Source organism: Sphaerotilus mobilis (genome assembly GCF_004216565.1).
In the GTDB taxonomy this organism is placed as follows: Bacteria; Pseudomonadota; Gammaproteobacteria; order Burkholderiales; family Burkholderiaceae_C; genus Sphaerotilus; species Sphaerotilus mobilis.
This window is the reverse complement of record NZ_SGWV01000010.1, coordinates 468,172-482,496: the sequence shown is the minus strand read 5'-3', so window position 1 is coordinate 482,496 and position 14,325 is coordinate 468,172. Positions and strand designations below refer to the sequence as shown.

Sequence of the window (14,325 nt, the reverse complement as noted above, 5' to 3'; positions counted from 1 at the left end):
CCCGACGCGGCTTCCGTGTCCGCCCGACCGGTCAATGGCGTCGCCGGAGGGCGACGGGCTCGGGCGTGTCGAACCGGCATCGGCGCTCGGTCCGGTAGGTCGGACACCCCGTGTCCGACGGGCAGTTGACCGAAGGCGCGTTGGGGCTGGTGAACGGCGTCGCGGGTCTTGGCGAGGTGATCGGTCGGCGTCTGGTTCGGCGGGTGTTGGCGCGCGGAAGCGATCGAACGACGATGAAGACGCAGCCCCTCAGATCGCCGCTGCCGGGTCTTCGGCCACGTCCGAGCGGACGTCGCCGCCGGCGACGAAGCGGGTGACGCAGCGGGCCTTGAGCCAGACGCGGCTTCCGTGTCCGCCCGACCGGTCAATGGCGTCGCCGGAGGGCGACGGGCTCGGGCGTGTCGAACCGGCATCGGCGCTCGGTCCGGTAGGCCGGACACCCCGTGTCCGACGGGCTGTTGACCGAAGGCGCGTTGGGGCTGGTGAACGGCGTCGCGGGTCTTGGCGAGGTGCTCGGTCGGCGTCTGGTTCGGCGGGTGTTGGCGCGCGGAAGCGATCGAACGACGATGAAGACGCAGCCCCTCAGATCGCCGCAGCCGGGTCCTCAGCCACGTCCGAGCGCACGTCGCCGCCGGCGACGAAGCGGGTGACGCGGCGGGCCTTGAGCCAGACGCGGCTGCCGGTGGCCAGCGCGAGCTGGTCGCGCAGCAGGTGCCAGCGGGCGCGGGGCAGTTCGACGTCGACGTAGCTGCCGTCCTCGCGCTTGAACTCCAGGCGGGTGCTCGGGCCGACGGTCAAGGCCTGGCTCAGCGTCACGGGGATCGCATCGGGCTGAGGCGCGCCGACGACTTCCAGTTCGTGCGGACGCACATAACTGACTTCGCCCTCGCTGCCGCCCGGCGCATGGCCCAGACGTCCGTGGAACAGGTTGACGTCGCCGAGGAACTGCAACACGAAGGGCGTGGCCGGGCGGTCGTAGACCTCGTCGGGCGTGCCGACCTGTTCGATGCGGCCCTCGTTCATCACGACGATGCGGTCGGCGACTTCCATTGCCTCCTCCTGGTCGTGGGTGACAAAGACGCTGGTGACATGCACCTCGTCATGCAGGCGGCGCAGCCAGCGGCGCAGTTCCTTGCGGACCTTGGCGTCGAGCGCGCCGAAGGGCTCGTCGAGAAGCAGCACCTTGGGCTCCACCGCCAGCGCGCGGGCCAGTGCGATGCGCTGGCGCTGGCCGCCGGAGAGCTGGTGCGGGTAGCGGTCGGCGATCCAGTCGAGCTGCACGAGCTGCAGCAGCTCGGTCACCTTGCGGCGGATCGTGGCCTCGTCAGGCCGTGTCGCCTTGGGGCGCACACGCAGGCCGAAGGCAACGTTCTCGAAGATCGTCATGTGCGCGAACAGCGCGTAGTGCTGGAACACGAAGCCGACCTGGCGATCGCGCACATCGGTGTGGGTCGTGTCCTCGCCGTGGAACAGCACGCTGCCGCTGTCGGGCACTTCCAGCCCCGCGATGATGCGCAGCAGGCTGGTCTTGCCCGAGCCCGAGGGCCCGAGCAGCGCGACCAGTTCGCCCGACGGGATGTCGAGGTTCAGGCCGTCGCAGACGACGGTCTTGCCAAAGCGCTTGTTGAGGTTGCGGACTTCGATGCTCATGTCGTGCTCACTCGCTGCGTTCGGTCGCCACGCGCTTCTGTGCCTTCACGCGTTGTTCGACGATGTATTTGAGGACCAGCGTGACCAGCGCCAAGCCGGCCAGCAGGGAGGCCACCGCGAAGGCGGCCGCGAACTGGTATTCGTTGTAGAGGATCTCGATGTGCAGGGGCATCGTGTTCGTGTAGCCGCGGATGTGACCCGAGACCACGCTGACCGCGCCGAACTCGCCCATGGCGCGGGCGTTGCACAGGATCACGCCGTACAGCAGCGCCCACTTGATGTTGGGCAGCGTGACGCGGCTGAAGATCTGCCAGCCGTTGGCGCCCAGCACACGCGCGGCCTCTTCCTGTTCACTGCCCTGGGCCTGCATCAGCGGGATCAGCTCGCGGGCGACGAAGGGGAAGGTCACGAACACGGTGGCCAGCACGATGCCCGGCACCGCGAAGATGACCTTCAGGTCATGGTCACGCAGCCATTCGCCGAACCAGCCCTGCAGGCCGAACACCAGCACGTAGATCAGGCCCGAGATCACCGGGCTGACCGAGAAGGGCAGGTCGATCAGCGTGAGCAGCACGTTCTTGCCGCGGAACTCGAACTTGGCGATGCACCAGGCCGCCGCCACGCCGAACACCAGGTTCAGCGGCACGGCGATGGCCGCGGCCAGCAAGGTCAGGCGGATCGCTGCGAGCGCGTCCTCCTCGACGATGGCGGCGAGGTAGACGTCCACGCCCTTCTTGAAGGCCTCGACGAAGACCAGCGTCAGCGGCACGAACAGGAAGAAGGTCAGGAAGGCCAGCGCGATGCCGATCAGCAGCCAGCGCACCAGCGGCGATTCACTCGTCGCCGCACGGATCGGACGCGGTGCGCGGGCGGCCCCGATGGCCTGCGATGGAAGGGTGGTCATGGTCGTGCTCACGTCATCGGCCTTGCTTGGCGCGGGTCCAGGCCTGCAGCGCGTTGATCGCCAGCAGCATCGCGAAGGCCGCCAGCAGCATCACCACGGCAATCGCGGTGGCGCCGGCATAGTCGTACTGTTCGAGCTTGGTGATGATCAGCAGCGGCGTGATCTCGCTGACCATGGGCATGTTGCCGGCGATGAAGATGACGCTGCCGTACTCGCCCAGCGCGCGGGCGAAGGCCAGCGCGAAGCCGGTCAGCAGCGCGGGCATCAGGATCGGGAAGATCACCCGCGAGAACGTCTGCCAGCGGCTCGCGCCCAGCGTCGCGGCGGCCTCTTCCAGCTCCTTGTGGATGTCCTCGAGCACCGGCTGCAGCGTGCGCACCACGAAGGGCAGGCCGATGAAGGTCAGCGCCACGAACACGCCGATGGGCGTGAAGGCGACCTTGAACGGCAGCCAGCTGCCGACCCAGCCGTTCTCGGCATACAGCGCCGTCAGCGCGATGCCGGCCACCGCCGTGGGCAGCGCGAAGGGCAGGTCCACCAGCGCGTCGACGATGCGCTTGAACGGGAACTCGTAGCGCACCAGCACCCAGGCCACCACCAGCCCGAACAGCGCGTTCAGCGCCGCAGCGGCCAGCGAGGCGCCGAAGGTCAGCTTGTACGAGGCCACCACGCGCGGCGTCGCGACGGCCTCCCAGAAGGCCGGCCAGGTCATGGTGAAGGTCTTGAGGAAAGCGGCGCTCAGCGGGATCAGCACGATCAGGCCGAGATAGAACAGCGTGAAGCCCAGCGCCAGGTCGAAGCCGGGCAGGACGGTGTGGCGCTTGAGCAGGGTGCGGGTGAAAAGCATCGTGGGGGCCGTGGTTCTTGAATGTTCCCTGGCGACCCCTCGGGGACGCAAACCTGCATGCTATGGACGGCGAAAACGCATGACTACGACGCTTTTCGCGCTTCCTTATGCGCAAAGCGATGAAGCCGTGCGGCGCTCTCGTCGCCGCACGGCCTCGGGTGAGGCGGGGCAGGCCCACCTCGGGTCGGTGGGTTGCTTACTTCTTCAGATAGATCTGGTCGAACACGCCACCGTCGGCGAAGTGCTTCTGCTGGGCCTTGCTCCAGCCGCCGAACACCTCGTCGATCGTGAACAGCTTGACCGGGGTGAAGGACTTGGCGTACTTGGCCGCGACCTTCGGATCGATCGGGCGGTAGTAGTTCTGCGCCGCGATCTCCTGACCTTCGGGCGAGTACAGGAACTCCAGGTAGGCGGTGGCGACCTCGCGGGTGCCCTTGCGGTCGACGGTCTTGTCGATCACCGAGACGGGCGGCTCGGCCAGGATCGACAGGCTGGGCGTGACGATCTCGAACTTGTCCGGGCCCAGTTCCTTGGTGGCCAGATAGGCCTCGTTCTCCCACGAGATAAAGACGTCGCCGACGCCGCGTTCGGTGAAGGTGGTCAGCGAGCCGCGTGCGCCCGAGTCCAGCACCGGCACGTTGCGGAACAGCGTGGCCACGAAGTCCTGCGCCTTCTTCTCGTCGTTGCCGAACTTCTTCAGCGCATGGCCCCAGGCGGCCAGGTAGTTCCATCGCGCGCCGCCCGAGGTCTTCGGGTTCGGGGTGATGACGCTGATGCCGGGCTTGACCAGGTCATCCCAGTCCTTGATCGACTTGGGGTTGCCCTTTCGCACCAGGAACACGATGGTCGAGGTGTAGGGCGAGCTGTTGTGCTTCAGGCGCTTCTGCCAGTCGGCGGGGATCAGCTTGGCCTTGGCGTGCAGCTCGTCGATGTCGTAGGCCAGTGCCAGCGTGACGACGTCCGCATCCAGGCCGTCGATGACCGAGCGGGCCTGCTTGCCCGAGCCGCCATGCGACTGCTTGACCGTCACGTTGTCCCCTGTCTTGGCTTTCCAGTGCGCGGCGAACGCCTTGTTGAAGTCGACGTACAGCTCGCGGGTCGGGTCGTAGGACACGTTGAGCAGGGTGATGTCGCGGGCCCAACCGGCGATGGGCGCGGCCAGGGCGCTGGCGCCGAGCGCCAGCGAGATCAGCGTGGTCTTCAGGTAGCGGGTGGCTTGCATGGTCGGTGGTTCCGGAGCGGGTTCGGTGATCCTGTGGATCGATGGCATCGATGCTAGGAATGCACCCGATTCCGGGGAACGAAGCATTCGGCACATGCTTGTGCGCGCCGCGCATAAGGCCAGAACCGTCCGGTGGCCCAGCCCCTAAGCTCACGCCCCGATCCGCCGATCCCCGATCTGCCCAATCCGCCCGCATCCCCCAAGACCTTCCGGAGACTCCATGACACTGGCCCCGCTGCGCGACTTCGTCACCACCGTCACCCGCCTGGTCGAACAGACCGCCGACGAGGCCCGGCTGCTGCCCGATGTGCGCGCGGCGCTGGCCCGGCTGGTCGGCCGCGACGACTGGTTGCCCGACGAACTGGCCCAGCCGCATCCGCAGTTCTATCGCCAGTACCTGCTGCATGCCGACCCGCTGGGGCGTTTTTCGGTCGTGAGCTTTGTGTGGGGACCGGGGCAGGCCACGCCCATCCATGACCACACCGTCTGGGGCCTGATCGGCATGCTGCGTGGTGCCGAGTGGTCACAAGCCTGGGGGCCTGTGGCCGATGGCCGGCTGCAGCCGCAAGGCGCGCCGCTGCGGCTCGAACCCGGTCAGGTCGAGGCGGTGTCGCCGACGCTGGGCGACATCCACCGCGTCTCGAATGCTTTCGACGACCGGACCTCGATCAGCATCCACGTCTACGGCGCCCACATCGGCACGGTGCAGCGCTGGGTCTATGCCGAGGACGGCACGCGCAAGCCCTTTGTCTCGGGCTATTCGAACGACTGGCTGCCCAATCTGTGGACCGGCCCGACACCGGCACCCGCGCTGCCACGCATGAGCGGCGCTGCCGTGCGCGCCGCGCTGCGCGAGCGCCGTGAGATCGCGCTGATCGACGTGCGCGACGAGGACCCGTTCGCGCAGGCCCACCCGCTGTTCGCGGTGCAGATGTCACCCGATCGCATCGACGCCGATGCGCCGTGGCGACTGCCCCGCCGTGACGTGCCGGTGGTCGTCTACGACGACGGGAACGAGGCAGGAGGCCGCGCCGACGCCGCCGCGCGTCGCCTGCAGGCGCTCGGCTACACGGCGGTGTTCCGGCTCGACGGCGACCTGCCCGGCTGGCGCGACGGCGTGCGGGGCGAGCCACCCGGCGAGCTGTTCCGCGACGTCAACGTGCCCAGCAAGGCCTTCGGCGAACTGGTCGAACACGAGGCCGGCACGCCCTCGCTGCCGGCCGACGAGGTCAAGGCGCTGCTCGATGCACAGGCCGATGTGGTCGTGCTCGACGCGCGCCGCTGGGACGAGTACCAGACCATGAACATCCCCGGCGGCATCAGCGTGCCCGGCGCCGAGCTGGTGCTGCGCGTGCGTGAACTCGCGCCCGACCCGTCCACCCGCGTGATCGTCAACTGCGCCGGCCGCACCCGCAGCCTGATCGGCGCGCAGTCGCTGGTCAACGCCGGCATCCCCAACCCCGTCGCCGCGCTGCGCAACGGCACGATCGGCTGGACGCTGGCCGGCCACGCGCTCGAACGCGGCCAGTCACGCCGCCACCCGGATGCGGTGACGCCGGCCAGCCGCGCAGCGGCGCGGGCGGCGGCCCAGTCGCTGGCCGAACGCGCCGGGGCGGTCCGGCTGGATGCGGCAGGCCTGGCCGAATGGCTGCGGGGCGCGAACGAGGCGGGCGGTCGCACGGTCTACTTGTGGGACGTGCGCACGCCGGCCGAATACGCCGCCGGCCACCTCGCCGGCTTCGGCCACGCGCCGGGCGGTCAGCTGGTCCAGGAGACCGATGTCTACGCGGCCGTGCGCGGCGCGCGCATCGTGTTGACCGACATCGGCGGGCCGGACGTCGACCCGGACAACATCGGCATCCGCTCGGCCATGACGGCGCACTGGCTGGCCCAGATGGGCTGGCAGGTCGGCTGGCTCGCCGAGGTCGCCCCCGACGCCGCCGTGGCCACCGGCGCGTGGCAACCCAGCGCCCTGCAAGCGCCCGTCACCGAACGCCTGCCCTTGCCGGCGGCCAACCGCTATCGCCGTCCCTACGAAGGCACCGACAACCCGCAGGCCGCCATGCAGGCCTACCTCGACTGGGAGTTCGGCCTGGTCGCGCAACTGGCGCGCGACGGCACGCACGGGTTCAGGGTGCTGAAGCCGGCTTGATGGGGTGATCGAGGCGCCACGGACAGCCGTCCAGCGCCGGGCCGCCCCAAGCGGACGGCGCATCCCTCGGGGAATCGGCCGGTGTACCCGCCGGTCGAGGGGCGTCAATACTTCCAGCCGACGCTCAAGCCCAGCAGCGTTTCCTTCAGCTTCACCGAGGCCTCGCCACCACCGAATCCACCCGGCGGGTTGCCCGGCGGGATCGAGCCCTGGCCGGCCACCGTGTGACCGCGGCCGAGCGCGGCGTAGCCGGTCCATTCGAGATGGGAGCCGACCGGCTTGAGCGTGAAGCCCGCCGTCCAGTGGTCCTGCACCACGCCGGGCGCGAGGATGTTGAAGAAGGTCTCGCCCGCCGGCACCGGCTGACGGCCGTGGCTGTAGCCGCCGCGCAGCGTCAGCGTCGGGCTGACGGTGTGCTGCACGGCCACCTTGGTGACGGTCATGTCGCGCCAGCCAAAGCCCGGACCGCCCGCCGCCCCCAGCGGCACGCCCGCCAGCAGCGGTGCCAGGCTGTTGCCGACCGCGCCGACCTGGCTGTAGCGGATGCGCTGCACGTCGGCTGCCACCGTCCAGCCCGGTGCGGCTTGCCAGGCCAGACCGGCGCCGTAGTTCTCGGGGATGTCGAAGTCGCCCTGATCGGCGAACAGCCCGGCGTATTTCTTGAACCGGCCCATGTCGGTCTTGGATGCCCACGTCAGACCGCCTTGCAGCGTCGGGCTCAGATTGCCCAGCCAGCCCAGCCGGACGCCAACGCCGGTGGACGTGTCGGTGCCCCGGTCGCTGACGTTGGACGGGTCCGACGAGAAGCCGCCGAAGAAGCCGATGCCCTTGGCCGAGAAGCGCTGGTAGGCCAGGTTCAGTGCCAGGCCGACGCTCTGACCCGGTGCCGGCGTCCAGGCCAGCGAGGGCGAGACGAACAGCTGTTCCAGGTTGACGCCGGCCGAGCCGCTGGCGCCAAAGCGGGCGTAGGGGTTGGAGGCGTAGTCGGTGTTCATGCCCCCGTTGCCGTACACCGCGATGCCGCCGGCCAGCGATCCGCCCAGGCCGCGCACGTAGCCGATCTCGGGGATCGCGAAGGTCTTGCGGCCGTTGCCGTCGTAGGTGGCATCCGCGCCGAAGGCATTGCCCTCGATGCGCGCCTCGCGATCGGGCAGGAAGATCGTCAGACCGATGTCGGCCCGCTCACCGACCCGCGCGGTGCCGGCCGGGTTGGTGGCCGCCGCCAGACCGTCCTGCGGCAGGGCGATGCCGACGCCGGCCGCGCCCAGCGAAGCGGCGCCATAGCCGTGCGCGAAGTAGCCATTGGTGGCGTGTGCGGCCAGCGGCAGCAGGCCGGCACACGCCAGAGCCGCTGCGATGGCCAGCGGTTGGCGGTTCGTGAGGGAACGGCTGAGGATCGAGGTCATGCGCTTCCTTGTGGTTCGGTTGGGTATTCGTCTGGACGCCACCATAGAGCAGGCCCGGGCTGACTGAAACGAAGACTTCCGCCATTGCTTATGTTCGGATGTTGTGTCTTGGCGGGAAGCGGGCCCGGGCGACCCATGGCAGCATGACCGGCTTGCCTCCGATCCTGACCCTCCAGAAAGCCCGCATGAGCACCTTGTTCGACCCCATCGCCGCTGGCGCGCTGCAGCTGTCCAACCGCATCGTCATGGCGCCGCTGACGCGCAACCGCTCGCCGCGCGCGGTGCCCGGTGAACTGGGTGTCACCTACTACCGCCAGCGCGCCAGTGCGGGCCTCATCGTCACCGAGGCCACCGCGATCTCGCACCAGGGCCAGGGCTATGCGGACGTGCCCGGCCTCTACGGCGCCGACCAGCTGGCCGGCTGGCGCCGCATCACCGATGCGGTGCATGCCGAGGGCGGGCGCATCGTCACCCAGCTCTGGCATGTCGGCCGTGTCTCGCATGTCGAGCTGCAACCCGATGGCGGCGCACCTGTGGCTCCGTCGGCAATCGCCGCCAAGACCAAGACCGTGCTGATCCGCGACGGCGTGCCGACCTTCGTCAACACCTCCGAGCCGCGCGCGCTGCGGCTCGATGAACTGCCCGGCATCGTCGACGACTACCGCCGCGCCGCGCGTGCAGCGGTCGAAGAGGCCGGCTTCGACGGCGTCGAGATCCACGCCGCCAACGGCTACCTGATCGACCAGTTCCTGAAGACCGGCAGCAACCACCGAGACGACGCCTACGGCGGCTCGATCGAGAACCGCGCCCGCCTGCTGCTGGAGGCCACACGCGCGGTGGTCGAGGCCATCGGCGGCGACCGCGTGGGCATCCGCCTGTCGCCGGTCACGCCCGCCAACGACGTGGTCGACGCCGATCCGCAGCCGCTGTTCGAACACGTGCTGCGCGCGCTGGGCCCGCTGGGCCTGGCCTACATCCACGTCATCGAAGGCGCCACCGGCGGCCCGCGCGACATCGCCGACCGCCCCTTCGATTACGCAGCCGCACGCGCGACCTACCGCGCCGCTGGCGGCACCGGCAAGTGGATGGTCAACAACGGCTACGACCGCGCGCTGGCCGAACAAGCCCTGGCCAACGGCGCCGACCTGATCGCCTTCGGCAAGCCCTTCATCGCCAACCCCGACCTGGTCCGCCGCCTGCGCGAGAACGCACCCTTGAACGAGGCCGACCGAAGCACCTTCTATGGCGGTGGGGCCCAGGGCTACATCGACTACCCGGCGCTGGGGTGAAGGTGGCGAGCCGAGTCGAGGCCTGGCGGCCTCGATGACCTCGATGAACACGGCTCGAATTTCATTGACCGATGACATCGGTGATCTATCCTCGCCGACCCGGCAAAGCGCACCTGCCGCCGCGTCCACGCCACCCGGTAGGTCGGACACCCCGTGTCCGACGGGCTCGTGGCCGCAGACGCGTTGGGGCTGTCGGCCGAAGAGGCCCAAGGCCATCCGATGGCCGTGTTTAACGGGGTTCTTGGTGAACAGGCCCATCGGCACCAGCCCGTCGGACACGGGGTGTCCGACCTACCGGGCGGTGTCACCGTCCGGGGCGGGGTAAACGGCCGATCGGAGCGGTGTCTCTGACGGGTACAGGTTGCGCTCGATCCACGGCAGGCGGCCTCGATGACCTCGATGAACACGGCTCAAATCCCATTGACCATGACATCGGTGGTCCACCGTTGCCGACCTGGCAAGGCGCACCGTCCGCCGCGTCCACACCACCCGGTAGGTCGGACACCCCGTGTCCGACGGGCTCGTGGCCGCAGCCGCGTTGGGGCTGTCGGCCGAAGAGGCCCAAGGCCATCCGATGGGCGTGTTCAACGGGGTTGTTGGTGAACAGGCCCATCGGCACCAGCCCGTCGGACACGGGGTGTCCGACCTACCGGGCGGTGTCACCGTCCGGGGTGCGGTAACCGGCCGACCGGGGCGGCGTGCCCGATCGGGGCGGGGTAGACGGCCGATCGGAGCGGTGTCTCCGCCCGACCGGGGCGGCGGTGCGGTTCGGCTTACACCCGCTCAACGATCACCGCGATGCCCTGCCCGACGCCGATGCACATCGTGCACAGGGCGTAGCGCCCGCCGGTGCGGTGCAGTTGGTTGATCGCCGTCGTCACCAGGCGCGCGCCGCTTGCGCCCAGCGGGTGGCCGAGCGCGATCGCGCCGCCGTTGGGGTTGACGCGGGCATCGTCATCGGCCAGACCCAGGCCGCGCAGCACGGCCAGGCCTTGGGCGGCGAAGGCCTCGTTGAGTTCGATGACGTCCATCTGATCGAGCCTCAAGCCGGTCTGCGCCAGCACCTTCAGCGTGGCCGGTGCGGGGCCGTAGCCCATGATGCGCGGGGCGAGGCCGGCCGTGGCCATGCCGACCACGCGGGCTCGCGGCGTGAGCCTGTAGCGGGCGGCGCTGTCTTCGTTGGCCAGCAACAGGGCACACGCGCCATCGTTGACGCCGCTGGCGTTGCCGGCCGTCACGGTGCCGTCCGGGCGGACGACGCCCTTCAACTTTGCGAGCGCTTCCAGGCTGGTCTCGCGCGGGTGCTCGTCCTTGTTGACGACGACCGCATCGCCCTTCTTCTGCGGGATCGTGACCGGGCAGATCTCCGCATCGAACACGCCGGCCTTCTGTGCCGCCACGGCCTTTTGCTGCGATGACAGCGCCATGCGGTCCTGCGCCTCACGCTCGATCTTGAAATCGGTCGCGACGTTCTCGGCCGTCTCGGGCATCGAGTCGACGCCGTATTGCGCCTTCATCAGCTTGTTGACGAAGCGCCAGCCGATGGTGGTGTCGTACACGGCATTCGCGCGGCTGAAGGCGCTTTCGGCCTTGGGCATGACGAAGGGGGCGCGGCTCATGCTCTCGACGCCGCCGGCAATCATGAGACCCGCCTCGCCGGACTTGATCGCACGCGCGGCCGTGCCGATCGCGTCCATGCCCGAGCCGCACAGGCGGTTGATCGTGGCGCCGGGCACCTCCATCGGCAGGCCGGCCAGCAGCGCGCTCATGCGGGCGACGTTGCGGTTGTCCTCGCCGGCCTGGTTGGCGCAGCCGTAGAGCACGTCGACGACCGCCGCCCAGTCGACCTGCGGGTTGCGGTCCATCAGGGCCTTGATCGGGATCGCGCCCAGGTCGTCGGCGCGCACCGAAGACAGGGCACCGCCATAGCGGCCGAAGGGGGTGCGGATGGCGTCGCAGATGTAGGCGTGGGTCATGGTGTTCGGGGACTGATGAAGAGGGTTCAGACCGGCGGATTCGCGTTGCGCACCGTGTCGAACAGGCTGGTGGCGTCGATGCTGAGCACCTCCGCACCGTGCTGGTTGAAGAGCTGCCAGCGCCAGGTGAGGATGCCCAGCTGCGGCTGGCTGCGTGAGCGGCGCACGTCGTTGACGGTGCAGCGCAGGCGCAGCGTGTCGCCGGGGCGGACCGGCTCGGGCCAGCGGATCTTGTCCAGGCCGGGCGAGGCGAACGATTCCGACCCCTTCAGGAAGGCATCGGCCGCCAGCCGCATCGCGATGCCGCAGGTGTGCCAGCCACTGGCGATCAGGCCGTTGAAGGGGCCGTTGGCGGCCGCCTCGGGGTTGGTGTGGAACCACTGCGGATCCCACTGCGTCGCAAAGGCCAGTACCTCGTCCTGGCTCACGGCATAGGGACCGGCTTCGAGCTCCTGACCGACCTGGAACTCGTCGAACTTCATGGCTGACCCTCCATGCGGGCCGCCGTCTGCCAGGCGCGTTGGCGCAGCCACGGGCTGACGCGGTAGCGCTCGCCACGGTGGTGGGCGTCCAGGCCGTCGATCAGGCGCACGACGGCGGCGGCGTCCCAGCGGGCCAGCCATTCGAAGGGGCCGGCCGGGTAGTTGACGCCCAGCTTCATCGCCGCGTCCGCGCCTTCGGTTGTGCAGACGCCTTGCAGCACCGCGTCGGCCGCCTCGTTGATCAACATGGCCAGCGTGCGGGCGACGACCAAGCCGGGCACGTCGGCGATGCGTTGCGGGTGGAAGCCCAGCGCCATCAGCCAGCGCGGCACCTTCTCGGCCCATGCAGCGCTGGCGCGGCCCGACAGGGCCCAGGCCAGCGGCTGGCCGGGTTCGGCGTTTGTGGCCTGCATCGGCAGGTCGAAGACCGCGACGTTGATGCCGATCTCGCTGGCGCAGCGGCCATCGCTCAGGCGCAGCTGGGCATCGTCGATGTCCAGGCCGACCCAGTCGCTGTGTTCCTTGCGCTGGAAGACCCGGCCGAGCTGCGTCAGCGCGGCTGCCAGGCGGTCAGCCACGGCCCCGCTGCCCATCACGCGCAGCAGGCCACCGACCGGCACGGCAGCGCCTTCGAAAGGCGGCAACGAGGGGTTGCTGGCACCGGCGCGGTGGTCGTAGAAGCCGCGTCCGCTCTTGCGGCCCAGCAGGCCACCGTCGACCAGGTCACGCTGCACGCCCGAGGGCTGGTAGCGCTTGTCGAAGAAGTTGGCCTCGTAGACCGACTGCGTGACCGAGAAGTTGGTGTCGTGGCCGATCAGGTCCATCAGCTCGCAGGGGCCCATGCGGAAGCCGACCGCGCGCAGGCAGGCGTCCAGCACCGTCGGCGTTGCGGCCTGTTCTTGCAGCAGCGCCAGTGTCTCGGCGTAATACGGCCGGGCGATGCGGTTGACGATGAAGCCGGGCGTGGAGCGCGCATGCACAGCCGTCTTGCCCCAGTGACCACCGAGCGCAAAGATGGCCTCCGCAATGGCCGGATCGGTGTGCAGGCCGGAGACGACCTCGACCAGCTTCATCAGCGGCACGGGGTTGAAGAAGTGCATGCCGACCAGCCGTTCGGGCCGCTGCAGGCCGTTGGCGATGGCGGTCACCGAGATCGACGAGGTGTTGGTGGCCAGCACTGCGGACGCATCCAGCAGGCCTTCGAGCTGCTGGAACAGCGCGCGCTTGGCATCGAGCTTCTCGACAATGGCCTCGACCACCAGCGTGGCGCCGGCCGCGTCGGCGAGGTCGTTGATCGGGGTGATGCGCCCGAGCGCTTGCGCCACCGCATCGGCCGTCAGCTTGCCCTTGGCGACAAGGGCATCGAGGCTGCTGGCGAGCTTGTCCCGGGCCAGCGAGGCGGCGCCTTCGCGGGCGTCATGCAGCCAGACGGCGTGGCCGGCCTGGGCGGCGACCTGGGCGATGCCGGCGCCCATGATGCCGGCGCCGACGACCAGCAGCGGCGCGCCGCGCAGGTCGATCGTGGGGGGTGTCGTCGTCATCTGAAGCTCCGGTGGGTGAGGGCGTCTGGAAGGCTCAATCTTGCGGGATCCATGCGGCCGGGCGCTTGGCCAGGAAGGCGGCAAAGCCTTCGCGGGCCTCGTCGCTGCCGCGCACGCGGGTGATGGTCTGGGCGGTCAGTTCGCGCACGTCATCGGTGATCGGGCCAACCGCCAGCTGGGCGAACAGGGCCTTGATCTCGCGCTGGGCATTCGGGCCGCCGGCCAGCAGGTCCTTGACCGTGGCGTCGACGGCGGCGTCCAGGCCGTCGAGGGACGTCACCTGATGGACCAGGCCGATGCGCAGGGCCTCGTCCGCGCCGATGCGCGTGGTCGTCAGCGCCAGCCGGCGGGCGTGGCGCTTGCCGACCGCGTTGGTCACGTAGGGGCCGATGACCGAGGGCAGGATGCCAAACTTGGCCTCGCTGACCGAGAAGCTGGCGTTGTCCGCCGCGATGGCGACGTCACAGGCGCAGGCCAGGCCCACGCCACCGCCGAGCGCCGCGCCCTGGATGCGCGCGACGACCGGCTTGGGGCAACGCTCGATGCGGGCATAGACCGCGGCGAAGCGGCGCGAGTCCTGCAGGTTCCACTCGGGCGTGGCCTGGCTGGCGCGCTGCATCCACTGCAGGTCGGCACCGGCGCTGAAGTGCTTGCCGGCACCGGCCAGCACGATGACACGCACGGCGGGATCGTCGACCAGCGCGGCAAAGGCGGCGTCCAGCTCGCCGATCATGGTCTCGTCGAAGGCGTTGAAGACGGCCTCGCGCGCCATGGTCACCTGGGCCACGCCGCTCTGGCGCTGGCTCAGCTGCAGGGTCGTGTAGGCAGGGGTCGGGTCGGACATCGCGGGGCCTCT

The 14,325-nt window shown here is 69.6% G+C and carries 11 protein-coding genes and 1 pseudogene; 3 read left to right on the top strand and 9 right to left on the bottom strand.

The window, feature by feature from the left end; translation table 11 throughout:
* Window positions 1-582: 582 nt before the first annotated feature.
* The 4 genes from EV685_RS14495 to EV685_RS14480 form a co-directional block, all read right to left on the bottom strand.
* Complete coding sequence (locus EV685_RS14495) at window positions 583-1,650, bottom strand: sulfate/molybdate ABC transporter ATP-binding protein (protein ID WP_130482738.1); 1,068 nt, start codon at window positions 1,648-1,650, stop codon at window positions 583-585.
* 7 nt (window positions 1,651-1,657) lie between these two features.
* Complete coding sequence (cysW, locus tag EV685_RS14490) at window positions 1,658-2,554, bottom strand: sulfate ABC transporter permease subunit CysW (protein WP_130482737.1); 897 nt, start codon at window positions 2,552-2,554, stop codon at window positions 1,658-1,660.
* Window positions 2,555-2,567: 13 nt separating this feature from the next.
* Complete coding sequence (gene cysT / locus EV685_RS14485; protein WP_130482736.1) at window positions 2,568-3,401, bottom strand: sulfate ABC transporter permease subunit CysT; 834 nt, start codon at window positions 3,399-3,401, stop codon at window positions 2,568-2,570.
* Between the two features lie 196 nt (window positions 3,402-3,597).
* Window positions 3,598-4,623, bottom strand: a complete 1,026-nt coding sequence (locus tag EV685_RS14480) for a sulfate ABC transporter substrate-binding protein (protein WP_207224827.1) — start codon at window positions 4,621-4,623, stop codon at window positions 3,598-3,600.
* A gap of 220 nt (window positions 4,624-4,843) precedes the next feature.
* Here EV685_RS14480 and EV685_RS21040 point away from each other — a divergent pair.
* Together EV685_RS21040 and EV685_RS14475 are read left to right on the top strand one after the other, a co-directional pair.
* Window positions 4,844-5,326 (top strand): annotated as a pseudogene (locus EV685_RS21040) (cysteine dioxygenase family protein); the annotation flags it as partial.
* A 117-nt stretch (window positions 5,327-5,443) separates the two neighbouring features.
* Window positions 5,444-6,775, top strand: coding sequence for a rhodanese-like domain-containing protein (locus EV685_RS14475; protein WP_242615612.1), 1,332 nt, complete (start codon window positions 5,444-5,446; stop codon window positions 6,773-6,775).
* A 104-nt stretch (window positions 6,776-6,879) separates the two neighbouring features.
* Here EV685_RS14475 and EV685_RS14470 read toward each other — a convergent pair whose 3' ends face one another.
* Window positions 6,880-8,181 carry an OmpP1/FadL family transporter gene (locus EV685_RS14470; RefSeq protein WP_165396808.1) on the bottom strand — a complete coding sequence of 434 codons (1,302 nt, stop codon included), beginning with the start codon at window positions 8,179-8,181 and terminating at the stop codon, window positions 6,880-6,882.
* 185 nt (window positions 8,182-8,366) lie between these two features.
* On the opposite strand from EV685_RS14470, the gene EV685_RS14465 reads away from it, so the two are divergent.
* On the top strand, window positions 8,367-9,470 hold the full coding sequence (locus EV685_RS14465; protein ID WP_130482733.1) for an alkene reductase: 1,104 nt from the start codon (window positions 8,367-8,369) through the stop codon (window positions 9,468-9,470).
* Window positions 9,471-10,243: 773 nt separating this feature from the next.
* Here the strand turns inward: EV685_RS14465 and pcaF are convergent.
* The 4 genes from pcaF to EV685_RS14445 are packed head-to-tail and all read right to left on the bottom strand — an operon-like array spanning window position 10,244 to window position 14,313.
* A complete protein-coding gene (gene pcaF, locus EV685_RS14460) occupies window positions 10,244-11,446 on the bottom strand; it encodes a 3-oxoadipyl-CoA thiolase (RefSeq protein WP_130482732.1) in 1,203 nt (400 codons plus the stop codon).
* Window positions 11,447-11,472: 26 nt separating this feature from the next.
* Window positions 11,473-11,928: a MaoC family dehydratase gene (locus EV685_RS14455; protein ID WP_130482731.1), complete on the bottom strand. Its 456-nt coding sequence runs from the start codon at window positions 11,926-11,928 to the stop codon at window positions 11,473-11,475.
* The gene (locus tag EV685_RS14450) at window positions 11,925-13,469 is read right to left on the bottom strand and encodes a 3-hydroxyacyl-CoA dehydrogenase (RefSeq protein ID WP_130482730.1); all 1,545 of its coding nucleotides are present in this window, start codon (window positions 13,467-13,469) and stop codon (window positions 11,925-11,927) included. Before EV685_RS14450 ends, EV685_RS14455 begins: the two co-directional genes overlap by 4 nt.
* A 34-nt stretch (window positions 13,470-13,503) precedes the next feature.
* On the bottom strand, window positions 13,504-14,313 hold the full coding sequence (locus EV685_RS14445) for an enoyl-CoA hydratase-related protein (protein WP_130482729.1): 810 nt from the start codon (window positions 14,311-14,313) through the stop codon (window positions 13,504-13,506).
* Window positions 14,314-14,325: the final 12 nt, after the last annotated feature.